The 26295-nt window shown below is 31.6% G+C and carries 28 protein-coding genes and 2 pseudogenes; 19 read left to right on the top strand and 11 right to left on the bottom strand.

Annotated elements, in window-relative coordinates; genetic code table 11:
- Positions 1 to 26: 26 nt before the first annotated feature.
- Positions 27 to 380: a 4Fe-4S dicluster domain-containing protein gene (locus tag BOW57_RS08095; RefSeq protein ID WP_089052425.1), complete on the bottom strand. Its 354-nt coding sequence runs from the start codon at positions 378 to 380 to the stop codon at positions 27 to 29.
- A gap of 136 nt (positions 381 to 516) precedes the next feature.
- Here BOW57_RS08095 and BOW57_RS08090 point away from each other — a divergent pair, with 136 nt between their 5' ends.
- The 6 genes from BOW57_RS08090 to BOW57_RS08065 all read left to right on the top strand — a co-directional run bounded on the left by BOW57_RS08090 (position 517) and on the right by BOW57_RS08065 (position 5472).
- Positions 517 to 1590, top strand: a complete 1074-nt coding sequence (locus BOW57_RS08090; protein WP_129053694.1) for an acyl-CoA reductase — start codon at positions 517 to 519, stop codon at positions 1588 to 1590.
- 92 nt (positions 1591 to 1682) lie between these two features.
- Entirely contained in the window at positions 1683 to 2753 is a 1071-nt protein-coding gene (gene serC / locus BOW57_RS08085; RefSeq protein WP_129053693.1) for a 3-phosphoserine/phosphohydroxythreonine transaminase, read from the top strand.
- Between the two features lie 143 nt (positions 2754 to 2896).
- Positions 2897 to 3847 (top strand): D-2-hydroxyacid dehydrogenase, encoded by a 951-nt coding sequence (locus BOW57_RS08080; protein ID WP_089052428.1) that lies wholly within the window; start codon positions 2897 to 2899, stop codon positions 3845 to 3847.
- 102 nt (positions 3848 to 3949) lie between these two features.
- Complete coding sequence (locus BOW57_RS08075) at positions 3950 to 4507, top strand: DUF937 domain-containing protein (protein WP_129053692.1); 558 nt, start codon at positions 3950 to 3952, stop codon at positions 4505 to 4507.
- Between the two features lie 199 nt (positions 4508 to 4706).
- Entirely contained in the window at positions 4707 to 5138 is a 432-nt protein-coding gene (locus tag BOW57_RS08070) for a DUF6146 family protein (protein ID WP_129053691.1), read from the top strand.
- Positions 5139 to 5169: 31 nt separating this feature from the next.
- On the top strand, positions 5170 to 5472 hold the full coding sequence (locus BOW57_RS08065; protein WP_089052431.1) for a DUF6787 family protein: 303 nt from the start codon (positions 5170 to 5172) through the stop codon (positions 5470 to 5472).
- Here the strand turns inward: BOW57_RS08065 and BOW57_RS08060 are convergent.
- Both BOW57_RS08060 and BOW57_RS08055 read right to left on the bottom strand, forming a co-directional pair.
- A complete protein-coding gene (locus BOW57_RS08060) occupies positions 5469 to 5771 on the bottom strand; it encodes a hypothetical protein (protein WP_164973679.1) in 303 nt (100 codons plus the stop codon). The two genes, BOW57_RS08065 and BOW57_RS08060, sit on opposite strands and share 4 nt — an antisense overlap.
- Before the next feature lie 11 nt (positions 5772 to 5782).
- Positions 5783 to 6496, bottom strand: coding sequence for a phosphodiester glycosidase family protein (locus tag BOW57_RS08055; protein WP_241687412.1), 714 nt, complete (start codon positions 6494 to 6496; stop codon positions 5783 to 5785).
- A gap of 168 nt (positions 6497 to 6664) precedes the next feature.
- On the opposite strand from BOW57_RS08055, the pseudogene BOW57_RS21005 reads away from it, so the two are divergent.
- From BOW57_RS21005 to BOW57_RS08040, 4 genes and pseudogenes are all read left to right on the top strand, one after another.
- Positions 6665 to 6877, top strand: a pseudogene (locus BOW57_RS21005) (ATP-binding cassette domain-containing protein); the annotation flags it as partial.
- A gap of 216 nt (positions 6878 to 7093) precedes the next feature.
- Positions 7094 to 7543: pseudogene (locus BOW57_RS21000) on the top strand (ABC transporter ATP-binding protein); the annotation flags it as partial.
- A 32-nt stretch (positions 7544 to 7575) separates the two neighbouring features.
- Positions 7576 to 8340, top strand: a complete 765-nt coding sequence (locus BOW57_RS08045; RefSeq protein WP_129053688.1) for a TIGR02757 family protein — start codon at positions 7576 to 7578, stop codon at positions 8338 to 8340.
- A gap of 102 nt (positions 8341 to 8442) precedes the next feature.
- Positions 8443 to 9795, top strand: a complete 1353-nt coding sequence (locus BOW57_RS08040) for a DEAD/DEAH box helicase (RefSeq protein WP_089052456.1) — start codon at positions 8443 to 8445, stop codon at positions 9793 to 9795.
- Between the two features lie 156 nt (positions 9796 to 9951).
- Here the strand turns inward: BOW57_RS08040 and BOW57_RS08035 are convergent, their stop codons facing one another.
- Positions 9952 to 11067 carry a lactonase family protein gene (locus BOW57_RS08035; RefSeq protein WP_129053687.1) on the bottom strand — a complete coding sequence of 372 codons (1116 nt, stop codon included), beginning with the start codon at positions 11065 to 11067 and terminating at the stop codon, positions 9952 to 9954.
- Between the two features lie 245 nt (positions 11068 to 11312).
- On the opposite strand from BOW57_RS08035, the gene BOW57_RS08030 reads away from it, so the two are divergent.
- The 7 genes from BOW57_RS08030 (at position 11313) to BOW57_RS08000 (ending at position 18726) form a co-directional block, all read left to right on the top strand.
- Positions 11313 to 13241, top strand: coding sequence for a BatA and WFA domain-containing protein (locus tag BOW57_RS08030; protein WP_129053686.1), 1929 nt, complete (start codon positions 11313 to 11315; stop codon positions 13239 to 13241).
- 56 nt (positions 13242 to 13297) lie between these two features.
- The gene (locus BOW57_RS08025; RefSeq protein ID WP_129053685.1) at positions 13298 to 14443 is read left to right on the top strand and encodes a DUF262 domain-containing protein; all 1146 of its coding nucleotides are present in this window, start codon (positions 13298 to 13300) and stop codon (positions 14441 to 14443) included.
- Positions 14440 to 15555, top strand: coding sequence for a DUF3696 domain-containing protein (locus BOW57_RS08020; RefSeq protein ID WP_129053684.1), 1116 nt, complete (start codon positions 14440 to 14442; stop codon positions 15553 to 15555). The genes BOW57_RS08025 and BOW57_RS08020 overlap by 4 nt, the downstream gene beginning before the upstream one ends.
- Before the next feature lie 2 nt (positions 15556 to 15557).
- Positions 15558 to 16388 (top strand): hypothetical protein, encoded by an 831-nt coding sequence (locus BOW57_RS08015; protein WP_129053683.1) that lies wholly within the window; start codon positions 15558 to 15560, stop codon positions 16386 to 16388.
- Positions 16385 to 17635 carry a dihydroorotase family protein gene (locus tag BOW57_RS08010; protein WP_129053682.1) on the top strand — a complete coding sequence of 417 codons (1251 nt, stop codon included), beginning with the start codon at positions 16385 to 16387 and terminating at the stop codon, positions 17633 to 17635. The genes BOW57_RS08015 and BOW57_RS08010 overlap by 4 nt, the downstream gene beginning before the upstream one ends.
- Positions 17636 to 17639: 4 nt before the next feature.
- A complete protein-coding gene (locus tag BOW57_RS08005; RefSeq protein ID WP_099720305.1) occupies positions 17640 to 17966 on the top strand; it encodes a hypothetical protein in 327 nt (108 codons plus the stop codon).
- Between the two features lie 115 nt (positions 17967 to 18081).
- Positions 18082 to 18726 carry an alpha/beta hydrolase gene (locus BOW57_RS08000; protein WP_129053681.1) on the top strand — a complete coding sequence of 215 codons (645 nt, stop codon included), beginning with the start codon at positions 18082 to 18084 and terminating at the stop codon, positions 18724 to 18726.
- Between the two features lie 69 nt (positions 18727 to 18795).
- Here BOW57_RS08000 and BOW57_RS07995 read toward each other — a convergent pair whose 3' ends face one another.
- The 3 genes from BOW57_RS07995 to BOW57_RS07985 all read right to left on the bottom strand — a co-directional run bounded on the left by BOW57_RS07995 (position 18796) and on the right by BOW57_RS07985 (position 20543).
- Positions 18796 to 19170 carry a hypothetical protein gene (locus BOW57_RS07995; protein ID WP_164973678.1) on the bottom strand — a complete coding sequence of 125 codons (375 nt, stop codon included), beginning with the start codon at positions 19168 to 19170 and terminating at the stop codon, positions 18796 to 18798.
- A gap of 91 nt (positions 19171 to 19261) precedes the next feature.
- Positions 19262 to 19765: a hypothetical protein gene (locus tag BOW57_RS07990; protein WP_129053680.1), complete on the bottom strand. Its 504-nt coding sequence runs from the start codon at positions 19763 to 19765 to the stop codon at positions 19262 to 19264.
- A gap of 13 nt (positions 19766 to 19778) precedes the next feature.
- Positions 19779 to 20543: an MBL fold metallo-hydrolase gene (locus tag BOW57_RS07985; protein ID WP_129053679.1), complete on the bottom strand. Its 765-nt coding sequence runs from the start codon at positions 20541 to 20543 to the stop codon at positions 19779 to 19781.
- A 90-nt stretch (positions 20544 to 20633) separates the two neighbouring features.
- Between BOW57_RS07985 and BOW57_RS07980 the strand changes: the two genes are divergently transcribed.
- Entirely contained in the window at positions 20634 to 22094 is a 1461-nt protein-coding gene (locus tag BOW57_RS07980; RefSeq protein WP_089052441.1) for a TonB-dependent receptor, read from the top strand.
- Between the two features lie 240 nt (positions 22095 to 22334).
- Here the strand turns inward: BOW57_RS07980 and bcp are convergent, their stop codons facing one another.
- Positions 22335 to 22787, bottom strand: coding sequence for a thioredoxin-dependent thiol peroxidase (gene bcp, locus BOW57_RS07975; protein ID WP_129053678.1), 453 nt, complete (start codon positions 22785 to 22787; stop codon positions 22335 to 22337).
- A 110-nt stretch (positions 22788 to 22897) separates the two neighbouring features.
- Here bcp and nth point away from each other — a divergent pair, with 110 nt between their 5' ends.
- Positions 22898 to 23554 (top strand): endonuclease III, encoded by a 657-nt coding sequence (gene nth, locus BOW57_RS07970; RefSeq protein WP_089055073.1) that lies wholly within the window; start codon positions 22898 to 22900, stop codon positions 23552 to 23554.
- A gap of 62 nt (positions 23555 to 23616) precedes the next feature.
- Here the strand turns inward: nth and BOW57_RS07965 are convergent, their stop codons facing one another.
- The 3 genes from BOW57_RS07965 to BOW57_RS07960 form a co-directional block, all read right to left on the bottom strand.
- Complete coding sequence (locus BOW57_RS07965; RefSeq protein WP_129053677.1) at positions 23617 to 24681, bottom strand: tetratricopeptide repeat protein; 1065 nt, start codon at positions 24679 to 24681, stop codon at positions 23617 to 23619.
- Positions 24682 to 25331: 650 nt separating this feature from the next.
- Positions 25332 to 25475 (bottom strand): hypothetical protein, encoded by a 144-nt coding sequence (locus BOW57_RS20600; RefSeq protein WP_164973677.1) that lies wholly within the window; start codon positions 25473 to 25475, stop codon positions 25332 to 25334.
- A 50-nt stretch (positions 25476 to 25525) separates the two neighbouring features.
- Positions 25526 to 26110: an RNA polymerase sigma factor gene (locus BOW57_RS07960; protein WP_129025320.1), complete on the bottom strand. Its 585-nt coding sequence runs from the start codon at positions 26108 to 26110 to the stop codon at positions 25526 to 25528.
- Between the last annotated feature and the right edge of the window lie 185 nt (positions 26111 to 26295).

The following is a 26295-nucleotide window of genomic DNA, read 5'->3' as shown; positions in this document are numbered from 1 at the left end:
TTTTTTTTATCATTTATTCAGAAAGATTATTCATCTCCATGTAAAAACGCTTGTCTGTTTAACAAGGTTTCTTCATCTTCTACATGATTATCATCTGGTACACAACAATCAACAGGACATACAGCAGCACATTGAGGTTCATCATGAAAACCTTTACATTCTGTACATTTTCCTGGAACAATATAATAGATTTCGTCAGAAATTGGAGTTTGTGCATCTTCTGCATCAACTTCAGTTCCGTCTGGTAAAATTACTTTTCCTGAAAGACTAGTTCCGTCTTTGTATCTCCAATCATCAGCTCCTTCATAAATTGCTGTATTTGGGCATTCTGGTTCACAAGCCCCACAATTAATACATTCGTCTGTTATAATTATTGCCATTTTATTCTTGATTACGAGTTAAAAGTTATCAGATTTCCATTAAAAATGTCAAACATTTTATTCGGCTTTGCCTTATAACTTAATATAGCTTATTTTTGTGCAAAATTACAATCAAAACCTTTCATAAACAAACATTATGACATTAGAAACAAAAAAAAGTGTTTTTGTTGAATTAGGAAAATTTTTAAGTCAGTTTTCTGAAAAGGAATCCGTGAAAAAATCTGACGTTTTACACAATGAAGCTTTTTTTGATGATTTTGAAAAACTAATAACTTTATCACAATCTCACAATGGCTGGTATACTCCTGAACAGGTTTTCTTTGCCATAAAATCATGGGCAGATGCTTTAACGGAAGAAAACATTGAAAAATGGCTTTCTAATTACTCGTCTGAGTTTGCTCAAAGCGATAAAAAAGAAAAAACTGTTGCCTTAATTCTAGCCGGAAATATCCCGTTAGTTGGTTTTCATGATTTTTTATCTGTTCTAATAACTGGAAACAGAGCCTTAATAAAAACGTCTTCTAATGACCAGCATTTATTGCCATTTTTGGCAAAGTACTTAATTGCTGTTGATGAAAATTTAAAAGATAAGATCACTTTTGTTGAAGGAAAATTAGAAAATTTTGATGCTGTAATTGCCACAGGAAGCAACAATACAGCACGATATTTTGAATATTATTTTAAAGATAAACCTTCAATTATTAGAAAAAACAGAAATTCGGCTGCGATACTAAACGGAAAAGAAACTCATGAAGAATTAGAAGCTCTTGGCGAAGATATTTTTAGATATTTTGGTTTAGGATGCCGCAATGTTTCTAAGCTTTTTGTACCAAAAGGCTATTCATTTGATGCGTTTTTTCAAGCTGTTTTTAAATATCAGGATGTTATTCATTATGAAAAATACGCTAATAATTACGATTACAACAAAGCGGTTTTTTTAATGAGTAATTTTAAATTGCTTGATAATGGCTTTTTGACCCTGAAAGAAGATTCTAGTTATGCCTCACCTATTTCGAGTGTTTTTTATGAATATTATGAAGATCTTGAAAGTTTACAAACTCGCCTTGAAGCAGACGAAGAGCAAATACAATGTATTGTAAGCAATAATTTGATTAAAAACAGTACTGCATTTGGTCAAAGTCAGAATCCTCAATTGTGGGATTATGCAGATAACGTTGATACTATAACGTTTTTGTTAACAACAAAGTAATAAAATGTTCAAATATTTCGAATAATTTATCGCTTTTTCAGCTCCTATTGCCGAAATTTGCGTCTTTAAAATTTCGACTATTAACAACAACCATGAAAAAACACAACTACAGCGCAGGACCAAGTATTTTACCTCAGGAAGTTTTTGAGAAGGCATCAAAAGCAGTTTTAAATTTTAATGATTCAGGATTATCGATTCTTGAAATTTCACACCGAAGCAAAGATTTCGTTGCTGTAATGGATGAAGCTCGTTCGCTTGCTTTAGAATTATTAGGACTTCAAGGAAAAGGATATCAAGCCTTATTTTTACAAGGTGGTGCAAGTACAGCATTCTTAATGGCTCCTTATAATTTGATGAAAGAAAATGGAAAAGCGGCTTATTTAGATTCAGGAACTTGGGCAGCGGCAGCTATTAAAGAAGCTAAGTTTTTTGGAGAAACTGTTATCGTAGGATCTTCAAAAGAAGAAAATTACAACCATATTCCAAAAGGATACGAAATACCATCTGATGCAGATTATTTTCACTGCACAAGTAATAATACCATTTTTGGAACTCAAATGAAAGACTTCCCAGCAACTAACGTTCCTGTTGTCTGCGATATGAGTTCTGATATTTTTTCACGTCAATTAGATTTCTCAAAATTTGATTTAATTTATGCTGGAGCTCAAAAAAACATGGGACCTGCAGGAACTACATTGGTAGTAATTAAAGAAGAAATTTTAGAAAAAAACGGAAGAACAATTCCTAGTATGTTAGATTATGCTAAACATATTAAAGCTGAAAGTATGTACAATACTCCTCCTGTTTTTGCTGTATATGTTTCGTTATTAACTTTACAATGGATCAAAGAAAAAGGCGGAATAGCTGCTGTTGAAAAACTAAATGACGCAAAAGCTGATTTACTTTATGCTGAAATCGACAGAAACCCATTATTTAAAGGTGCAGCTGCTGTAGAAGATCGTTCAAAAATGAATGTAACTTTCTTATTGAACAATGCTGATCACACTGCAGCATTTGATGCTTTATGGAAAGAAGCAGGAATTTCTGGATTGCCAGGACACCGTTCTGTTGGTGGTTATAGAGCTTCTATCTACAATGCTATGCCAATTGAAAGCGTTCAGGTTTTAGTTGATGTAATGAAAACATTAGAATCTAAAGTTTAATTTTTTTTTCGGTTAATCGTTAATTTGTTTAACTGTTTAATCGTCAAAAAATATTTCCTTTAAAATATCAAAAAAGAAAAATCAAATAGCTGGTTTATCGATTAAACAATTTAACGATTAACCAAATAAACAATAAACACACAATGAAAGTATTAGCTAACGACGGAATTTCTAAAAGTGGAATTCTAGCCTTAGAAAAAGGTGGTTTTGAAGTTATAACTACAAAAGTAGCGCAAGAACAAGTAGCAAATTTTGTAAACGAAAACAACGTTGACGTAGTTTTAGTTCGTTCTGCAACTAAAGTTCGTAAAGATATTATTGATGCTTGTCCTGGACTAAAAATTATTGGACGCGGTGGAGTTGGTATGGACAATATCGATGTTGACTATGCTAAAAGTAAAGGAATTCATGTAATTAATACTCCAGCTTCATCATCAGAATCTGTTGCTGAATTGGTTTTTGGACACTTATTTTCTGGTGTACGTTTTTTACATGATTCTAACAGAAATATGCCTCTTGAAGGAGATTCAAACTTTGACGGTTTGAAAAAAGCTTACGCTAACGGAACTGAATTAAGAGGTAAAACTCTAGGTATTGTTGGTATTGGACGTATTGGTCAAGCTACTGCAAAAATGGCGCTTGGTTTAGGTATGAAAGTTATTGCTGCTGACAGCTTTATCCCGCAAGTAGATGTAAAAGTGGAATTTTTTGACGGACAATCTATCACAACTACAATTGTTTCTCAATCATTAGAATCTTTGTTTAAAGAAGCTGATTTCATTACATTACACGTTCCTGCTCAAAATGGTTATATCATTGGAGAAAAAGAACTTGAAATCATGAAAGATGGTGTTGGAATCGTAAACTGTGCTCGCGGCGGGGTTATCGATGAAGTAGCTTTAGTAAAAGCTTTAGATTCAGGAAAAGTTGCTTTTGCTGGTTTAGATGTTTTTGAAAGCGAACCAAAACCAGAAATGGCAATTTTAATGCATTCTAAAATTTCTCTTACGCCACACATTGGTGCTGCAACAGGAGAAGCACAAGACAGAATTGGTACTGAATTAGCTTCACAAATTATTACTTTATTGAGCTAATTAATTATATCTAAATTATTTAGAAGGGATTTATTAACATCGTTTAATAAATCCCTTTCTTTTTTTGATTAAATTTGAGTTCTAATCTAAACTCTTTTAATCATGTTTGAACAATTAACACAATTAGTACAGCAATACGGAGGTAACGCTGTTGTTAACAATACAGCTATCCCAAACGAACACAATGAAGCAGTAATAAGCGAAACAAGTACTTCAATATTTGCAGGGTTACAAAAAATTGCATCTGAAGGCGGCGGTGAGCAGCTTGCAGGTTTGTTTAACGGAAGTTCACCAATAGACAGTTCAAATCCTGTAGTACAGCAAATCACGCAGCAATTAACTGGAAGCTTGGGCGAAAAATTCGGTTTAAGCAGTGCAGATTCTTCTGGTGTTGCTTCAAACATGATCCCGCAAATCTTAAATTCGTTAGTTAATAAAGCAAAAGATCCAAACGACAGTAGTTTTCAAATTACAGATATAATCAATTCAATTTCTGGAAACAGCGGACAGGCTTCAAATATAATGGATACTATTTCTAAATACGGAATGCAATTTGGTTTAGACCAAAATAACGACGGAAAAGTTGATATTGCTGATGCTGCAGCTTTAACCAAAAGCGGCGGGTTGGGCGGCTTATTAGGAAAATTATTTGGAAAATAAATAAACCATTTAGTTATAAAGGAACGCAGACTTAAAATATAAATTTCAAAAGCTGTTTTACTAAAAGTAAAACAGCTTTTTTCATGAAAAACACCTCTAAACATTTACAGTTTTAAACTTCTATACCTCTTATACAAAAGTTAAATAGCAAGCTCTTCTGCTGATTTATTCGTAAATTTAGATTTGAATTTTAAATACCATGAAAAAATATATTTCCATATTCGCTTTTATTCTAACTATAGTTGCGTGTTCTACAGCTTCAAAAAATGTTGCTGTTACTGATAATCCTATTAAGAAAGGAAATGATACTGTTAGAATTGCAAATGATTCGTTAGAATATGAAGTTATAATAATAGATAATGGTTTTAATACTTGGCTTGCTTCTAGAGCTTATCCCCGAAATTATTATTCTTTAACGTACCTAGAAAATAAGAATTATTTGTACGTAACCGAATGGAACAACAGGGCTATGCAGCCACAGCGTTACAATCCAAATTTATACGAAATGACAATCGATTACCGACGAGATATACATTATGGTTACGAAGTAAATTACCTTATTTATAATTATATGATTTATTTTCAAAATACTTACAAACAAAAGCTTTGGGGTTATGTCCCATCAAGATAATATAGTATATTTGTAATCATTACAAATAGCAATGAATAGATTAAAGAAACGTTGGGGAATTACCTCAAATCTACAAGCCATTATTATACTTATAGTTTTTGCCATTACAGGATCGGCATCTGCTTGGCTCTCTAAGCCATTTTGCATTTGGTTAGGCATTACCAAAGAAGATTTTGGAGTTTGGTTTACCTTAATTCGTCTTATTATTATTTTTCCAATTTATCAAGTTTTATTAGTCGCTATCGGAACCATTTTTGGGCAGTTTAAATTCTTTTGGAACTTCGAAAAGAAAATGCTTAAAAACATGGGACTAGGATTCTTGTTTAAAGACTAAATTTTCATACGTTCTTTCGAAAAGAAATAGGTATAAATCCAAGTAAGTGTAAAAGAAGGAATAATATCTGTAAACGGGATTATTTCTTCAAGAAAAGTTAAAACTCCAGCTACTTTTCCAATACGTCCTTTATACATTCTGCTCATAATAAGAGCCGCAATTGGCGCCCAAATAACATCTGAAAATTCGCCAATTAATGGGATTGAAAATGAAATCATGCCAATTCCATCCAAAATTAAACCAATTATTAACTTTGACATTCTGTTATCTTCTACAACTGTTGTTTCTTCGATTTCCATCCTATTCATCTTTATTTTTTTCTAACTACTGCAAATAACACACCAAAATTTCCGTCCGTTTGAATCCACTTCTCCGAAGGCACATAAGCTCTCGATACAAAACCGTCTAAATACAAAGCATTCCTGCATCCTAAGCTTTTGAAATAAGAAGCAAAATCATAAAAATTTATTTCTTTTTTAGCCAATACAAAAACTACATTTCCATTTGGCAGAATTCCAATTCCGTTTCTAATATTCAAGTTAGAAGAACCCTCTTTAAATTCGGGATGTATTTTTCCATCAATAAGCAGCATAGGACCAGATTGCGTTGCATACTTTACTTTTTCATTATTTTGAAATTGTACCGTTTTACAAATTACTGGTACATTTCCTGTTGTTATGTAAAATACTCCGTTAGGTTTTAAATAAAAATTCCCAACAGCGTTTGTTGTATCTAGTACTCTTAATACTTTTTGTTTCTCGATATAAAGTCCTTGAGGCGAATTTTCTTTATTATACATTCCCGCATTCATTGCAAAATCTAAAACCAGATTTTGTTTTTCAATCCAGTCTTTTAAATTCTGAATGCTTTTAAACTTTTCGCCATTTTCATTTTTCCAAAACAATCTCAAATCTTGCTTTTTAGTATCAATTGTATACACTACAAAAGAGTTTTTATCATAAACTTTTGCACTTATAAAAATGATAAATACTGTGGCTGCAAATAGAAATAGTTTTAATTTCATATTCAATAAAACTTTCATAAATACGATCTAAAATTTTATCACTAATTTATGTTGTTTTTCTCACAACCCACTTATTTATTGCGTTAAAAATGTTATTCATAAAATTCTGTTACAACCCATTTTTATATCGAGAGATTCTTTGTTTCTTTGTAAAAACAGTTTCACTACATGATACACGCAAAAAACATACATAAATTCTACGATAAACTTGAAGTTTTAAAGGGAGTTGATTTACATATTAAAAAAGGCGAAATTGTTTCGATCGTTGGAGCTTCTGGTGCAGGAAAAACAACTTTACTACAAATTCTAGGAACTTTAGACAAACCTGACAGCAATCCTAATTCATCATTAACAATTAATGGCGAAAATGTTTTGAAACTGCAAGATGTTGAAACTGATAATTCAAAAGAAGAAAGAACATTTAAAATCATTACTTGGACAAGTTCGATTTACATCATACTTCTGGCTGTTTTTTTATTGTTTTTCAGAACTAAAATCTTCGACGAAATAGTACGATTAATCACAATTGGCGCTTTATTTTTACCAATAATTTTAATGCTCATTTATTATACAAGGTATTTCAAAAAGAAAAGCAAGAAGGACAAAATACTATCCGATTTTAGAAATTTGAATCTTGGATTTATTTTTCAGTTTCATCAATTATTACCAGAATTTACTGCTTTAGAAAACGTTTGTATTCCTGCTTTTATGGCTAACAAACCCAAAGCCGAAACTGAAAAGGAAGCTAAAAGAATCTTAGAATATCTTGGTTTATCACACAGAATCAATCACAAACCAAACGAACTTTCGGGCGGAGAACAACAGCGTGTTGCAGTTGCAAGGGCTTTAATCAATAAACCTGATGTTATTTTTGCCGACGAACCTTCTGGAAATCTCGACACACATTCGGCAGAAAATTTACACCAATTGTTTTTTCAGCTTCGTGACGAATTTGGGCAGACTTTTGTAATTGTAACTCACAACGAAGAATTAGCCAATATGGCTGACAGAAAATTAATTATGGTCGACGGCCAGATTAGTAATTAGATTTTCTAATTATTTGAATATTTCATTTCAACATGAACCAAAAAGAACTTAAAGAATTTCTTGACGAAAAAGTCATTCAATATAACAATCAGGATTTTATTGAAAGTGATCCTGTTCAGATTCCCCATTTATTTACTCAAAAAGAGGATATTGAGATTGCAGGTTTTCTGAGCGCTTCAATTGCATGGGGAAATCGCAAAATGATTATCAAAAATTCGCATAAAATGATGGAATTAATGGGTAACACGCCTTACGATTTCGTCATGTCACATTCTGAAGACAATTTAGCCGATTTAGAAACTTTTGTGCACCGCACATTCAACGGAAAAGATTTTGGCGGATTCATTAAAGGTCTCCAGCACATTTACAAAAACCATAACGGACTTGAAGCTGTTTTTGCTAAAAATCAGGAAAAAGACAGTTTACAAAAAAGTATAAGCGAGTTCAAAAAAATCTTTTTCGAAATCGATCATTTACCTCGAACGCAAAAACATATTTCAGATCCACTTAATAATTCGGCAGCAAAACGCATCAATATGTATTTACGCTGGATGGTTCGCCAAGACACAAAAGGTGTCGATTTAGGAATTTGGAAATCTATTTCTCCATCCGTATTATCATGTCCGCTTGACGTTCATTCAGGAAATGTTGCTAGAAAACTAGGTATTTTAGAGCGAAAACAAAATGATGGTAAAGCACTTGCTCAATTAGATCAAAAATTACGAGAAATGGATGCTCAAGATCCTGTAAAATACGATTTTGCTTTATTTGGATTAGGGGTTTTTGAAGGGTTTTAAAATTGAAAATCAAACAATTATAGCAACAAATAGTTAGATGATTCGAAAAATTTAGTGATCTAACCGCCATTTTAATGTACATTTGCACAAAATTTAATGCAAATGAGCACTTTCGAAAAATTCAATCTTCCAAAATCTTTACAAAAAGCAATCGACGAACTGGGATTTGTTACGCCAACTCCTATTCAGGAAAAATCTTTCTCTGTAATCATGTCTGGACGCGATATGATGGGAATTGCACAAACCGGTACAGGTAAAACATTTGCCTATTTACTGCCTCTTTTAAAATTATACAAATTCACAAATACCAATACACCAAAAATTGTTGTACTTGTACCAACTCGTGAATTAGTAGTTCAAGTTGTTGAAGAAGTTGAGAAACTAACCAAGTATATGTCGGTTAAAACACTTGGAATTTATGGAGGTGTAAACATCAATACACAAAAAAAAGCCGTTTACGAAGGTGTCGATATTCTAGTTGGAACTCCTGGACGTACAATGGATTTAGCTTTAGACGCTGTTGTTCGTTTTGATGAAACTCAAAAATTAGTAATTGATGAGTTTGACGAAATGCTTAATTTAGGTTTTCGTACGCAATTGACGGCGCTTTTGGCAATGATGAAAGCAAAACGTCAAAACATCTTATTCTCTGCAACAATGACAGATGAAGTAGATGATATTTTGAATGATTATTTTGATTTCCCAGAAGAAGTTACGCTTGCAGCATCTGGAACACCACTAGAAAAAATTACTCAAATTACTTATAATGTTCCAAATTTCAATACAAAAGTAAATCTTCTAAAACATTTGCTTCAAACTGATGAAAGTATGGATCGTGTTTTAGTTTTTGTAAACAATAAAAAGATCTCGGATATGCTTCATACCCGAATCGAAGAAGATTTTGACGGACAATTTGGTGTAATTCACTCTAATAAATCTCAAAATTACCGTTTGAGTACAATGGCTGAATTTCAGGAAGGAAATCTTCGCGGCTTAATTACAACTGATATTATGGCGAGAGGTTTAGATATTTCTGATATTTCTCACGTTATTAACTTCGAACTTCCAGAATTACCAGAATTATATATGCACAGAATTGGTCGTACAGGTCGTGCTGATGCAACTGGAACCGCAATTAGTTTTGTAACTCCTAGAGAAGAAGAATTTAAAGTTGAAGTTGAAGTTTTAATGAACCAAGAACTTGAAATAACTGATTTCCCAGAAGAAGTCGAAATTTCATCGAAACTAATTGAACCTGAAAAAGACAAGCAGCCTATTAAGTTTTTAATGAAAAAAGTAAAACTTGAAGGTGACGGAGCTTTTCACGAAAAATCTAAAAAGAATAAAAAAGTTAATCTTGGTGGACCTTCAAAAACAAAAAAGAAAACACACGGTTCTGTCAATCGAAATATGTTGAAAACGAGAGATAAGAAGAGAAAAGATAGTAACAAATAAAATTTTAGACGCTAAGGTGCTGAGGAACTAAGGTACTGAGTTTTTTTTCAAAATTATAAAAGGCTCAAAAGATTCATAGTTTTACTTTGAATCTTTTGAGCCTTTATTTTATCTTAGTATCTTAGAACCTTAGCTCCTCAGAGCCTCAAAAAAAAACTATATCTTCGTAAAAACCAACCCAACAGGTGAACACAATTGAATTCTTCTTCCTGTATCCGTAATTTTTCCAGTTGCAATATCTCTTTTAAAAATAACAATATCATTGGTGTATTGATGTCCTACTAACAAGTAATTTCCAGTTGGATCAATTGCAAAATCTCTTGGTCCTTTTCCTAAAGTGCTTTGCTGTTCTACTAATTCTATACTTCCATTTTTTAGGATCTTATAAACTGAAATTGCATTAACATCTACACGATCTGAAACGTACAAAAAATTCCCGTCAGGCGAAATCTTTATCGCTGCAGCACCAGTACCTCCTTTAAAACCTTTTGGCAAAATACTAGTTTCGGCAATTACTTTTAAACTTCCTGTTTTGCTGTCATAACTAAACGTTGTCAATGTTCCATCTAATTCCTGAACCAAATAAACAAATTTACCATCTTTACTAAAAGTCAAATGTCTTGGCCCGCTTGCTGGTTTTACGTCCACACTTCCTTTTAATGTCAATATTTCGTTTTTAGCAATTGGATTGTATTTATAAATAAAAACTTTATCTAAACCTAAATCATTCGATAATACAAACTTTTTATCAGGCGAAAAACAAACCATATGTACATGTGCTTTTTCTTGACGTGCTGTATTTGGTCCTTTTCCTTGATGCTGAACTAATTGCTGCGCTTCAGAAATACTACCATCAGCATTTTTCTTAAAAACAGCGATGCTTCCACCTGAATAATTTGCTATAATCACATTTTTATCGTCATTAATCAAATGGCAGGGATCTGCTCCTAAAGCATCATTTTTATTCAAAAAAGTAACCTTTCCTAAAGCTGAATCATAACCAAAAGCACTTACAGCACTTTGATCTCCGTTTTCATTTACAGCATAAATAAACTTATTATCTGCTGAGACTGATAAATAACTTGGACTGACTACATTTTCTGAAGAACCTTTTAATTTAAATTCTCCAGAATCAGCATTAAATTCATAAACGTAAATTCCGTTACTTGGGCAGGTATTCGTATAAGTTCCTACTAATAAATTAAATTTATTTTGAGCCTTAGCAGCTGTAAATACTAAAGCTGAAAATAACACTAGATATATTTTTTTCATACTTAATTTTTTGAATACGCTAAAATACGCATTTATATCATTTTTGCCATTACAAATAGAGCCTTAAAAGTTACATTTTTCAAAAAGCAATTTATCATACAGGCCCCATAAGCAGGCTTAAGTTTTATCTTATTAAGTTCTGCTCATAATCCATTACATTACTTATAAGGTTTAATTAAAAAATTTGTATTTTTGACCAGCATCTTCGCGAAAAACAAAACGTAGTGAAGTAAATCGAAGCCAGAATGCATTTTAAACATCCCGAAATTCTATACTTCCTTTTTTTATTGATCGTTCCAATTTTGGTTCATTTATTTCAATTACGACGTTTTAAAACCTCCTATTTTACCAATGTTCGTTTCTTAAAAGAACTTGCTATTCAAACTCGTAAAAGTTCGAAAATCAAAAAACGACTATTACTGGCAACTCGTTTATTATTACTTACATGTATTATTACAGCCTTTGCACAGCCTTTTTTTGAAGCCAAAGACAGTAAAAATGCTTCAAACGAAATGTATATTATCCTAGATAATTCGTTTAGTATGCAGGCAAAAGGAAAAAAAGGAGAATTGTTAAAACGTGCTGTTCAGGAATTGTTGGAGAATACGCCTGAAACTGCGCAATTTTCATTGCTGACAAACACCGAAAATTATTGGAATACTGATATTAAATCGGCTAAAAGTGCTTTACAAAATTTAAAATACAGTGCAACGCCATTTGAACTTTCGTCGATTATGGCAAAAATAAAAGCACATAAATCAGCACATAAAAAAGATATCGTTATTATTTCTGATGCTGTTGGCTTGACCCAAAACGACGTTAAAAATATTGATCAGGAGGAAAAGCCTTATTTCATAGTTCCTGAAGCAGAGCAAAAAAATAATGTTTCTATCGACAGTGTTTACATCAATCAGACATTGGAAAATTTTTACGAAATAACGGTTGACTTATCAGGCTACGGAGAAGACTTTAAACCCATTTCAACTTCTTTATACAATCAAAACAAATTAATTGCTAAAACAATTATCAATTTTGATGCGAAGAAAAAGAAAATCAACTTCACGATACCAAAAGAAGCATTTCATGGTTATGCTTCTATTGAAGACAATGGTTTAACGTATGACAACAAACTGTTTTTCAGTATTTCTAAAAACAAAAAAACTAACGTAATCAGCATCGGAGAACCTGAAAAAAGTAATTTCTTATCAAGGATTTACACTTCTGCCGAATTCAATTACAATAATTATGCAATTGGTTCTCTTGACTATAATAGTTTAGAAAAACAAAATACAATCATTTTAAACGAATTAATTGAGATTCCGCAAGCCTTACAAACCACTTTAAAAGCTTTTGTTTCTAAAGGTGGGAATTTAGTTGTAATTCCATCAGAAAAAAGTTCAATTACGAATTTAAATTCGTTTTTAGGAAATTTTGGAAAGGTTCAATTTAATACGCTAAAAGCTCAAAATAAATTGATTACCAAAATCAATTTTGATCATCCTTTGTTTTCAGGTGTTTTTGAGAATAAAATCACAAATTTTCAATATCCAAAAACAAACAATTCATTTGATGTTTCAAGTCCTTATCCAGCCGTTTTATCTTATGAAGATCAAACTGCATTCGTAACAGCAATTCAAAATCAAGTTTCTGGAATTACCGTTTTTTCAGCGCCAATAAACACAGAGAATTCAAATTTTCAGCAATCACCGTTAATTGTTCCGTTATTTTATAAAATGGGACAAAATAATCAGAAAACAGGCGTAAATGCTTTAACCATAGGAAATAATCAACCTTATTTTGTTGATGTTTTACTAACAAAAGATGCAATTCTAGAAGTAAAAGGAACTGATGATTCTTTCATTCCGATTCAGCAGATATTAAACAATAAAGTAAAACTGACTTTTAATGATTTTCCTGAAACAGCTGAAAATTACAGCATTTTTGACAAAAAAGAATGGGTTGAAAATTTAAGTTTTAATTACAAACGATCAGAAAGTGATTTAAGTCAGGTAAATACCAATGTAGTTTCTAACTTTAAAACTGCAGATACAATTTCGACCATTTTTAATACCTTACAAACTGAGCGCACAGACAGCCAAATTTGGAAATGGTTTGTTATCTTTGCACTGTTATTTTTAGCATTAGAAATGGCAATTATAAAATTTGTAAAATAGATTTGATGTTTTACTAATATGTTGTCATATTAAATGGCATATAACCTATTTCAAATATGAATGATATTAATTCAAATAAAAATAAGTATTCTTCAAACGAAGATACCCTTATTGAAGATGAAGATTTAGGAAACGAAAGTCTTCTAAAGCCCTATGACCCTAATAAAATAAAAATTGATCATCAAAATATTAATTTGGGATCAATCATAGACAACTTAATCCATGATGAAATAGACTTAAATCCAGATTTTCAAAGAGAAGGCGATTTATGGTCTGATTCGAAAAAAAGTCAATTAATTGAATCTATTTTATTAGGACTCCCTCTCCCATCCTTTTATTTTAGTGAAGATGAAAATTCAAAAGTATGGCAAGTTGTTGATGGGTTACAAAGGTTATCTACGTTCAAGTCTTTTATAGTGGATAAAAAATTAAAACTTCAAGGTTTTGAATTTTTAAAAGGTTATGATAATAAAAGTTATGATGACTTATCAAGAGAAGACGTTAGAAAAATAAGTGCATTTAAAGTAAATGTTTACATTATAGACAAACAAACTCCAAAAAATGTCAAATTTTTAATTTTTAAAAAAGTTAATACTGCTGGTTTAATTCTTACATCTCAAGAAATGCGTCATGCTCTAAATCAAGGAATGCCAACTAAATTTTTAAAAAAACTAGCTGATTTAGAAGATTTTAAAAAAGCCACTGATTACAAAATACCATCTAAACGTCAAGAAGACAGAGACTTTACTAACAGATTCGTTGCATTTTATTTATTAAATGGAAATATAGAAAAATATGAAGGAACTTTAGATGAGTTTTTAAATAATGGAATGGGAAAAATTGCTGATTTAACATCCGAAGAAATTCTTAATTTGGAAGAAAATTTTAAAAGCGCAATGAAATTATCATATAATATATTTGGAAATGATGCGTTTAGAAAAAGATTTTATCCTGAAGATCCAAGGAAACCCATTACAAAAGCTTTATTTGATACAATTAGTGTAAATTTTGCTTGGCTTACGGAATCAGAACGAAAAGAACTATTGTTGCGAAAAAATATAATAAAAGCTAAACTTATAAATTCTTTTAGAGGAGATGAACTTTTTTTTCGCTCAATATCTACAGGTACGGCAACTCCTTCAAGCGTTAAAATTAGATTTGCTAAGATAAAACTTATTATTCAAAACACATTAAAACAATGATTAATACACTTACAATTGAAAATTTCAAATCGCATCATAAGACCGTATTAAATCTTTCTAATGTAAACATTCTTACGGGACTGAATGGTATAGGAAAATCATCAATTATTCAAGCCATATTATTATTGAGACAGTCAGATAAAATAAATAGAGGTTTAGAACTTAATGGTGACTTATGTTCAATTGGGGTAGCTGAAGATTCTATTTATCAATCATCCGAAGATGATTTTATTCGTTTTTCAATAGATTATGGAACACCAGAAGAAAACTTCATATGGAAATTTTTAGCTAATCAAACAAATATAGACGATACTTTTCTAAAGACATTGGAAGAATCAAAATTTCCAAATAATTTAGAAACAGTTAGTTTATTTAATAACAACTTCCAATATATTAGTGCATTTAGAAATGGACCAACAGATGACTATATAAAAAACACATCTGTCGTCGAACATGAAAATCAAATTTCAAAGATAGAAGGCAGATGCGAGTTTGTTGTTCATTACCTAGATTTTTTTGGAAAAAAAAATGTGCATCCGTCATTAAAAAGAAGCCCCGAAGATGGTGTTACACTTATACATCAAGTTAGACAGTGGATGAGAGAAATTAGCCCAAATATAAATTTAAATATAAAATCTTCAGGTTTAAATTATAAAATAAATTATAGTTTTGATAGAGGAGAAGGTCAAACCCCTACTTTAGATTTCAAGGCTAAAAATATTGGTTTTGGAATTTCTTATGTTTTACCAATAGTTGTTGCAGCATTAAATTCAGCCCCTGGAAGTATAGTTATAATTGAGAATCCAGAAGCTCACATTCATCCTGGAGCACAAGCTAAATTGATGGAGTTAATTTGCAAATCTGCTAAAAATGGAGTTCAATTTATTATAGAAACTCATAGCGATCATATCATAAATGGTCTTTTAGTCGCAACAAAACATAAAATTATATCTGAGGAAGATAGTTCTATTTATTATTTCGATAGAGACGAAAAAAAACATGCTACAAAGGCTATACATTTACCTATTCTTAAAGGAGGAAAAATTCAGAGACCGCCCAAAGGTTTTTTTGACCAACTAGATTTGGATATGAATGAATTAATGGGCTTTTAAAAATGAGTAAAGTTAATTTATTCATATTAGTCCCTGAAAAAAATCCTGTTTTTAATTGGATCAACAATATTGATACCCTTATTGAAGAAAATCATATACAAGATTATCTACGAAATTTAGATATGTACAAAAAATCTATTAATCATGAAAAATATGATGGCTTCTATGACAAAAACACATTGCTTGAATTAGCAAATCAAATTAAAATTCTAGAAGATTCTTATCCAAAACCAACATTAAGAACTTTACAACTTCTCTTTTCTGACTTTTTTGACTGGAGAGAAGAGTGCACACATTCCATTAAAAATAATTATTCTATTTTTAGTACTCTAACAGAGGATCATACTTTTTGTGAAATTGCACAGAGGAAACATAACAATGTTGATCAAAATTTTGCAATCTTAAATCATCAAGCTATTAAAATTAGAAATGAAATAGAAATTCGCATAAATACTACAAATAGAATTTTCAGAATATTAGATAACGTCGATGAATTAATTGTTTATTTTTGTGAAAATCGAATTCCTACAAGAAATTTCCAAGCTATACCAAAACATAATATTCCAAAGCCAATTAGAAGAAGAGGAGAGTTAATAAGTCCTTTATATTGTGATGAAAAAAATGCTACTGAAATCTTGAAAACAGCAATTGGATTGAATTCAAAAGAACTTTTTGGATACGACAAATCAAAGAATATGGTAATTATTTTCAAATATGAAAATGACACACCTCAAAATCAATTTCATGGATACCATGTTGCAATAGAATCAGAGGAAATTCCAGAGGAAATAAGAAAAAGAATAAAACATTTATTACAAAATCAAAAGACATGAAAGTAATCATCAAAAGCGCCAAAATTATCGACTCAAAAAGTCCGTTTCATAACCAGACTGTTGATCTTTTAATTGCAGATGGTTTAATAGAAAAAATAGGCGTTTCACTTCCAAATGATAATGCAACAGAGGTAAAATTCGATAATCTTCATGTTTCTCAAGGATGGTTTGACAGCAGTGTTTCACTTGGAGAACCAGGTTATGAAGACCGAGAAACTATCGAAAACGGATTAAACGTTGCGGCAAAAAGCGGTTTTACAGCAATTGCTCTTCAGCCAAACTCCTTCCCTATTATCGACAATCAGTCTCAGGTAAATTTTGTAAAAAATAAAGCAAATGCTTTTGCAACAGAAATTTTCCCAATTGGAGCTTTAACAAAAGCCAGTGAAGGAAAAGATATGGCAGAATTGTTTGACATGAAAAAAGCCGGTGCTATTGCTTTTGGAGATTACAACAAAAGCATTGATAATGCCAACTTGCTAAAAATTGCGTTGCAATACGTTCAGGATTTTGACGGTTTGGTAATTACTTATTCGCAAGACCCAAACATAAAAGGAAACGGCGTTGCAAACGAAGGAATTGTTTCGACTCGTTTAGGATTAAAAGGAATTCCTGATTTAGCTGAAGAACTTCAAATATCTCGAAACTTATTTTTGCTGGAATATACAGGCGGAAAACTTCACATTCCAACCATTTCTACAGCAAAATCAGTTCAATTAATTAGAGAAGCTAAAGCAAAAGGCTTAAACGTAACTGCAAGTGTATCTGTGCATCATTTGGTTTTAACAGATGAAAAACTAGATGGTTTTGACACTCGTTTTAAAGTTACTCCGCCTTTACGCACGGAAGTTGACAGACAGGCTTTACTTAACGGAATTGCTGACGGAACTATCGATATGATTACTTCTGACCACAATCCGATTGATATCGAATTCAAGAAAATGGAATTTGATACGGCTAAAAACGGAACTATTGGTTTAGAAAGTGCTTTTGGAGCTTTATTGACTGTTTTACCATTAGAAACTGTAGTTTCAAAATTAACTTCTGGAAGAACTGTTTTTGGACTTGAAAACAATACAATTGCCGAAGGTTCTAAAGCAAACTTAACTTTCTTCACACCAGAAGGAAAATCGACTTTTACAAAAGAAAATATTCTTTCAAAATCTAAAAATTCTGCCTTTTTAGGAACTGAAATTAAAGGTTCTGTATACGGAATTTTAAATCAAAATCAACTTGTTACAAAATAATACAATGAACAATACAATTGAAGAAGGAAAATCTATCGCTATTACCAGTTATATTTTAATTATTGGCGTTTTGATAGCGATGTCTATGAATTCTGAAAACAAAAACAGCTTTGCTTCTTTTCATATTCGTCAAGCTTTAGGATTATCGCTTACTTTTATTTCTTTCGGAGCAATTATCAGCAATTTTGACAGCTTTTTTATCACTTTTCCAATGTGGATCTGTATTTCAATTCTTTGGACTTTTGGTATTTTTAATGCTATTCAAGGGCAGACAAAACCAATTCCGTTAGTGGGAGAACTTTTTCAAAAATGGTTTAAATCTATCGGTTAGTAAAATTCCAATATTTTAAATTCCAAACTTGAAAAACTTTGTCAAAGTTGAAAACTTGAAACTGCGACTGAAGCTCACATTTCACAACTTACAATTCACAATTCACAATAAAAAAATGAATCTATCTTTAGAATATAAAATAAGAGAACCAAAAGTTATTTTAGACAAAAATCCTGTTTTACTTTTATTACACGGTTACGGCAGCAACGAAGCCGACTTATTTTCGTTTGCAACTGAACTTCCTGATAATTATTATATCATTTCAGCAAGAGCGCCTTATGATTTACAATATGGTGCTTACGCTTGGTACGCAATCAATTTTGATGCAGACCAGAATAAATTTTCAGATAATGAACAAGCAAAAACTTCAAGAGATATCATCGCCAATTTTATTGACGAATTAGTTGCTAATTATCCTATTGATGCTAATAATGTGACTTTGATTGGTTTTAGCCAAGGTTCAATCTTAAGTTACGCAACAGCACTTTCTTATCCTGAAAAAATTCAGAGAGTTGTGGCGATGAGCGGTTATTTTAATGAAGAAATCATCAAAGAAGGTTTTGAGAAAAACGACTTTAAAAACTTAAAAATATTCGCTTCACACGGAACCGTAGATCAAGTTATTCCAATTGAATGGGCTAGAAAAACTCCAGCGATTTTAGAAAAGCTAAATATTCCTGTCACTTACAAAGAATATCCTGTTGGTCACGGCGTTGCGCCACAAAATTTCTTCGATTTCAAGAATTGGCTTTCGGTATAAAAGAAAAAAGTGAGATGTAAAATGGTAATACCAAAATACATCTCACTTTTTTACTCTTTATTTTTTTACTTATTGTCCTGTATAAACAATATTTCCAGCTTTTTTCAAGACATAACCTTTCCACGGAATTAACTCTAGATCATCTTTTTTCCAAGAATCCCCTTCGGATTTTCTTTCTAAGATGATAGATTCTTTTTGAGTATCCAGAAAAAGCTCTGCTTTGTTTCCATCAAAAATAACATATGCAGCTGTGGTGTATGTTTTTCCATCTTCTGCATGGTTCAATCTTGTACCTTCAAATATTCGGATACATTCTTTTTTTAATGTTGACCAAGTGTAGCCGGCAGAAGCTTTACATCCGTGCGAATCTGAATCTCCACCTACAACTGCTTCTTTTTCTGTCTCTTTAGAAGTTACTTTATCCTGAGAAACCTTTTTTTGCACAAGAAAATGTTCCGGCAATAATCAAAAACAAAAATATTTTTTTCATAATCCTATTAAATTTAAATTGATAAAAAAACAGGATAACACAATCCTATTTTTGATACAACCAAGTTTGGTTTACTTCAAAGGTAATATTATCATCATTATCAACAAAATACTTTAACAAGACTTCTCCCCATAATTCACCATTGCTGTAATCAGCAATAATCCAACGGTGGTTTAAAATCTTCACTTTATTGATAATAAATTTGTTTGGTCCAATTTGATCTTGTCCTGTGTATGGATTCCCTTTTGGGTTTGCGTTAAAATCCAATAATTTCTCAGTTACAACTGGAATCAATTTTTCAAATAAAATTACTTTTCCTCCAGAAGCGCTGTTATCAAAGTAATTTTGCGCATTTTCATTATGTTCAAGAGAAAAATAATTTGCATCAGCCAATTGAGTTTTTACTAATTGAATACTGTCTCTTAGCTTTTTAGTCGTTTTCTCATATCTTTCCTGCCCGAATTTTACTTCGCTGCTATAAAACATATACGTAAAAACATTCATTAATATCGCAAGGATAAAAAGATAAAGCATTAGGGATTTTTTCATTTTTATGGAATAATTAAATTGTAATTTCTAAGTTATCGTAAGCCAGAAAAACATTTTCTGGAAGTCGTTTCTGCACTTCTTCGTGAAAACCTAAAACATGGCTGATATGCGTCAAATAAGCCTTTTCGGGTTTTACAAGATTAATAAAATCAAGCGCTTCCTGCAAGTTAAAATGTGTATCATGAGGTTCAACACGCAAAGCATTCACAACTAAAACTTTCAATCCTTTAAGTTTCTCGACTTCGGCAGTTTCAATTGTTTTGACATCTGTTAGATAGGCAAAATCATCGATTCTATACCCAAAAACCTGTAAATCTCCGTGCATTACATTTATCGGAATCGCCATTTTATCACCAACTGCAAAAGGTTTATCATTTTCTACTTCGATAGTTTTTACGCTTGGTGCGCCAGGATATTTATTTACAGTTTCGAAAACATAATCAAAACGGCGTCTTAAATTACCTAACACACGCTCATGTCCGTAAATAGGAATTTCGCCCTGTCTAAAATTAAACGGACGAATGTCGTCTAAACCTGCAGTATGATCTGCATGTTCGTGCGTAAATAAAATAGCGTCAAGTTTACGACATCCGCAGGAAAGCATTTGCTGCCTGAAATCAGGACCGCAATCGATTACAAATGAGTGCTCGTTCCAAGTAATCCAAATGGATACGCGGAGCCTTTTGTCCTTAGCATCAGTGCTTTTGCAAACAGGATGATCCACTCCGATAATCGGAATGCCTTGAGAAGTACCAGTACCTAAAAAATAGACCTTCAATTGAACTTAATTTTTTTACAAAAATAGGATTATTTCTCTTTCATTAGAAGCCTAATTTACTAACTTTGTAACAAATCTATTTAAAATAAAATGGGTACAGAAATAAAACTCAAAGGTGACAAGGTCATCGAACAGATTCCCTCTATAAAAGACAAAGCTTTACGCATTAATTTAAACGAAAACATTTACGGAACATTTGCAGAAATTGGCGCTGGACAAGAGACAGTTAGACATTTTTTCAGATCCGGAGGTTCTTCAGGAACTATTGCAAAAGCCATGTCTGCCTATGACAAAGATTTTAGTGATGCTATTTACGGAATTGAAACTGACGGCCGTTACGTAACCGAAGAACGTTTAAAAAAGATGCTAACTCTCGAAGGACAAATCATCGAAGAGCGTTTAAGCAGAGAAAAACATCCCACAAAACTCTTCTTTAGTTATGCCAATACAGTTGCAACTATAGATTTTGCCAAACAATTTAAAGGACACGGCTGGGTAGGAATTAGATACCAAATTGAACCAGACGAAGCTTATAACGAGATTATTCTTCACATTCGTTTTAGAGAGACTGACGCTAGATTACAACAAGAAACACTAGGAATTTTAGGTGTAAACTTAATTTACGGTGCTTTTTACAAATATAATGATCCAAAACGTTTACTTAGATATCTATACGATCACTTAGATAAAGATCAATTAGAAATCGATACTATCAATTTCTCTGGACCTCGTTTTGCTGATGTTGACAATCGTTTGATGAGTTTACAATTGGTGAAAAACGGAATGACTGATGCGGTTATGTTTAATCCTGAAGGGAAAAACATATTGCCGGCTGCCATTTTGTACAAAAAGAACCTTTTAGCTTTAAGAGGAAGTTTTCGCCCAGTTACAAAGGTAAACATGGACATGTACGAGAAATCGTTGAAGATGTTTCTTGAAGAAAACAAGGTTGAAAAAGACAATACATTAGTTATTTTCGAAATTACGCTTTCAAATTTACGTTCTGACGGTGAAATCGACGAACGTGACTTTATGGATAGAGCTGAATTACTTTGTTCTCTTGGTCAAACGGTAATGATTTCGAATTTCCAAGAATACTATAAAGTGGTTGAATATTTTGCTAATTATACCAAAGCTCGTATGGGATTAGCAATGGGTGTAAATAACCTTGTTGATATTTTTGACGAGAAGTATTACAGACACTTAAGCGGTGGAATTCTAGAGGCATTTGGAAAATTATTCTACAGAGATATGAAAGTTTTCCTTTATCCAATGCTGGATGAAAATGGAGAATTAATGAATTCAACTAATTTAAAAGTACATCCAAGAATGAAAGAACTTTACAAGTTCTTCAAGTTCAATGGAAAAGTGGTTGATATTACAGATTACGACCCGCACAACTTAGAGGTTTTTTCTCGCGAGATTTTAAAAATGATCAATCAAGGCAAAAAAGGATGGGAACATATGCTTCCGCCGGGTATTGCAGAAATTATAAAAGAACACCACTTGTTTGGATATCATCCTCAAACAGAACTAGAACAAAATGCTTAATTAAAAAAGTCCCTGATTGGGACTTTTTTTGTTTCATCAGGTTCTGGACCGCATAAAAATTTACCGCAAAGTACGCTAAGTTTTTATACGCAAGGTTAAAAAAAAAGGAAGGTTCGCAAAGCTTTGTCAATAATCAGCTTTGCGAACCTTGCGCTTTTCAAAACCACACCTAGAAAAACTTAGCGTACTTTGCGGTAAATTTTTCTTCTGCTCGAAAAAACATAAAACTTGAAACAAAAACTACTTCAATATCTGTGCAGCGTGTTCTTTTGTTTTTACTTTTTCTATCACTTCTTCAATAATTCCCTTTTCATTAATTACGAAGGTTGTTCGGTGAATTCCGTCGTATTCTCTTCCCATGAACTTTTTGGGTCCCCAAACTCCAAATGCATTGATTACTGATTTGTCTTCATCTGCTAATAACGGAAAAGGAAATTCGTATTTATCTTTAAATTTCAATTGCGCTTTCTGACTATCAGCACTCACTCCCAAAAGCTCATAATTATTCGCTTTAAAACGTTCAAAATTATCCCTCAAATCACAAGCTTCAGCCGTACAACCAGGCGTGCTCGCTTTTGGATAAAAGAAAACTACTAATTTTTTTCCAGCATAATCTGCTAGTTTATGCGATTTTCCGTCTTGATCTATTCCTGAAAAATTTGGTGCATTGTCGCCGGCTTTTAGTGTTGTCATATCTTTTTATTTAAAATTTTAGATTTCAGATTATTGATTAAACAAAGATAATCACAAGTCTTAACTCATAACTTATAATTCATTATTTTTACGTCTTTAAAAATAAGGAAATGAATAAAGAAGCTCGCGTGCAATTTGTTATAAACACTTTAAAAGAACTCTACCCAACTATACCTGTACCGCTTGATCATAAAGATCCTTATACACTGCTAATTGCTGTGTTACTTTCAGCACAATGTACCGATGTTCGCGTTAATCAAATTACTCCTCTTTTGTTTGCAAAAGCTGACAATCCATATGATATGGTGAAAATGTCTGTAGAAGAAATTAAAGAAATTATTCGACCATGCGGTTTATCTCCAATGAAATCTAAAGGAATTCATGGTTTGTCTGAAATTTTAATTGAAAAACACAATGGCGAAGTGCCGCAAAGTTTTGAAGCATTAGAAGAATTACCAGCTGTTGGTCACAAAACAGCAAGTGTTGTAATGTCTCAGGCGTTTGGAGTTCCCGCTTTTCCAGTAGATACACATATACATAGATTAATGTACAGGTGGAATCTTTCGAATGGAAAAAATGTTACGCAAACTGAAAAAGATGCTAAACGATTGTTTCCTAAAGAAATATGGAATGATTTACACCTGCAGATTATTTGGTATGGACGTGAATACTCACCTGCACGAGGCTGGAGTTTAGAGAAAGATATTATCACAAGAACGGTTGGAAAAAAATCTATTATTGAAGAAATGACAAAAGTGACAAAATAGAAAAAGGCACAAAGTTTAAAACCTTTGTGCCTTTTTTATCTTTATTCTTTAATCCTTAAAATTTACATACCACCTTTTAAGGCATTATATTCTTTTGTCATATCAAGTGATCTGTAAACTCCCAAAAGTGTTTTTGTAGCTTCTGAATTTTTTGGTTCAATAGCAAGTACTTTCTTTAAATACGGAATCGCACTTCGGGTTACATCATCTTTTACAGCACTCAATTTATCATATTTCTTCATTTCTGCAGGCGTTGTTCCTAAAGATGAAATTTCATCGGCTAAATCTTTTTTCTGCTGTAATTTTAAGTAAGCTAAATTTATATAAGCATCAATGTAATTTGGATTCAACTCTAGAACATAATTATAAATCATTTCCGCTTTAGCATACTCTTTCTTTTCTAGATAAGAATAAGCCAGATTATTATTAATCTCAATCTTTTTTGAAGGAACTGATTCTGTTCTTGGCTTTTCGTAAACTCCTTGCTGAATCGCAGCTTCTCGGGCTTTTGGCGAAACAAACATATCTTCTTCTTTTGTTTTCTTGTTTGTTGCGTAGTACAAAACTCCTTTTCCTGAAAAATTGATTTTTTTCAGCTGCTCATAATATCGTATCGCTGAATCAAAATCTCTGGCATTTACAGATGAAGATGCGGCATTAAATAAGTTCAGTGTATCTTTTTTATCAAACAAATAAACTTTATAACTTTTCTCTGCGCTTTCTTTAAATTTACCCGCATTAAAATCTGTCATTGCTCCATTAACCAAATTAGATTTCATCTCTTTTAGCGCCAAATTTGCTTTGATAGTAAATTTAAATTTACCTGATTCATTTTCGTATAAAAACACATCCTGATAAGCTTGTGATGCCAATGTAAAATTATTGGCCGCATCAATGTTTTTTCCAGCTAAATCTTTTAATACATTTCCTTTTAAAAAGTAATAATCAGATTTATCCTCATCAGAAGCATTGAGTATAAGATATTCTGTTTTATTTAAAATTGCCAAAGCTTCTTGACTTTTTCCTTTTTCATACAAGGACTGTGCTTCTTTAATTTTATCTTTTTGAGCAAATGCTCCAATTGTTACCAATAGCAGAGTTGATAACAGAATTAGTTTTCTTTTCATTTTTGGTTAGTTTTGGTTGGTTGTTAAATAGACTTAATGGCTGTTTATAAAAAGAATGAGCATCAAAAAAAGACACTAAAACTTTTATTTAATATACTCTGGTTCGTATATTAAAAAACAAAAAACTCTTTTTCCATCAAAAAAATAGTAGAAACCAGTAATGATCTCTTCTATTATCTATCTGATTTACAACAAACAAAACAACGAAGCGTAATTTTTTTCCATAGATTATCGGTGATTTGGGTTAAACGTTTTTCTTAAATATTAACATTTCTATCTAAAAATGAGTTCTTATACTTTAATAATAAAAACTTCATGTTTTAATAATATCAATGAAATAAATAATACTTTTTAACTAAACTAAAATTAAATCCCGAACAAATAAAGAAAACCTGATTAAAATATGAAAATTTAACAATACAGAATAAAACTATACAAAAAATCTGATATTGTTTGTGAAGCAAAAAACACTTAGGTTACTTTTTTGCCATTTAAAATTTAAAATCATCACACTAATAAGATCAATTACCTGTGAGTTAAATAAAATAAAAAACTCACTATCTGTATTTAAATACAAATAGTGAGCTTTCAACCAAAACGACCATTTGGTTTTCTTTCGAAATAAACATCCGACTGGGCAAGCGGGCTGTTTAATTTGCTATAATTTCAAAACTTTTATTTTCAATTTTCACAACAGTTAAAGCTTGTGAATAATTCAACAAAAAAGAAACTACTTCTTTTTTAGGTTTTAAATCTTTAGCAGCTGCTGCTTTTTTTGAGTAAATTTTCGCCATACCAATAAAATGTTTTATACTAGTATAACGAGCTTATATTCAAAATAGTATTAGTTGGTCAAAATAATTTGATGTTTGTCGATAATTTTTCTCAAATTCATCAATGCATAACGCATTCTTCCTAATGCAGTATTAATACTTACATCTGTTAACTCCGAGATTTCTTTAAAACTCATATCCTGATACATTCTCATTACCAAAACTTCTTTTTGATCGTCTGGCAGCTCTTCGATTAATCTTTTTAAATCAACTTCAACTTGATCTAAAATCATTTTGCTTTCTATGTTTAGCGAATCATCAGACATGATTGAGAAAATCGAAAATTCTTCGGTTTCTCTATACATTGGCATTTTTTTGGTTTTGCGAAAATGATCCACAATTAGGTTGTGTGATATACGCATAACCCAAGGCAAAAACTTACCTTCTTCATTATATGAATTGCTTTTTAAAGTTTTGATAACTTTAATAAATGTGTCTTGAAAAATATCGTTTGAAATATCTCTATCAGCAATCTTTGAATATATAAAACCATATATCTTAGATTCGTGTCTTTTTATCAATGTCGCAAGGGCACTTTCGCTGCCTTCGACATAATTTTTCACTAATAGAGCGTCTGGAATATGCAGATCAGCCATAATACTTACTTTTTTAGGTTCTATAATTTTGGAGTAAATTTTCTAAAAAGTAATTTTATTGTATAGGCGTATCTTTTTTATAATGTTAATATTGTGACCAAATTTAACAAATTATTATTTTAAAAAGCAAACAAATGCAATAATAATTAACATTTAACCGTTAAGTTTTTTAACACATCGTTCTG

The organism is Flavobacterium sp. YO64 (genome assembly GCF_004119505.1).
Classification (GTDB): domain Bacteria; phylum Bacteroidota; class Bacteroidia; order Flavobacteriales; family Flavobacteriaceae; genus Flavobacterium; species Flavobacterium oncorhynchi.
The sequence above is the reverse complement of the archived record's forward strand: the minus strand, read 5'-3'. Positions and strand labels throughout refer to the sequence as shown.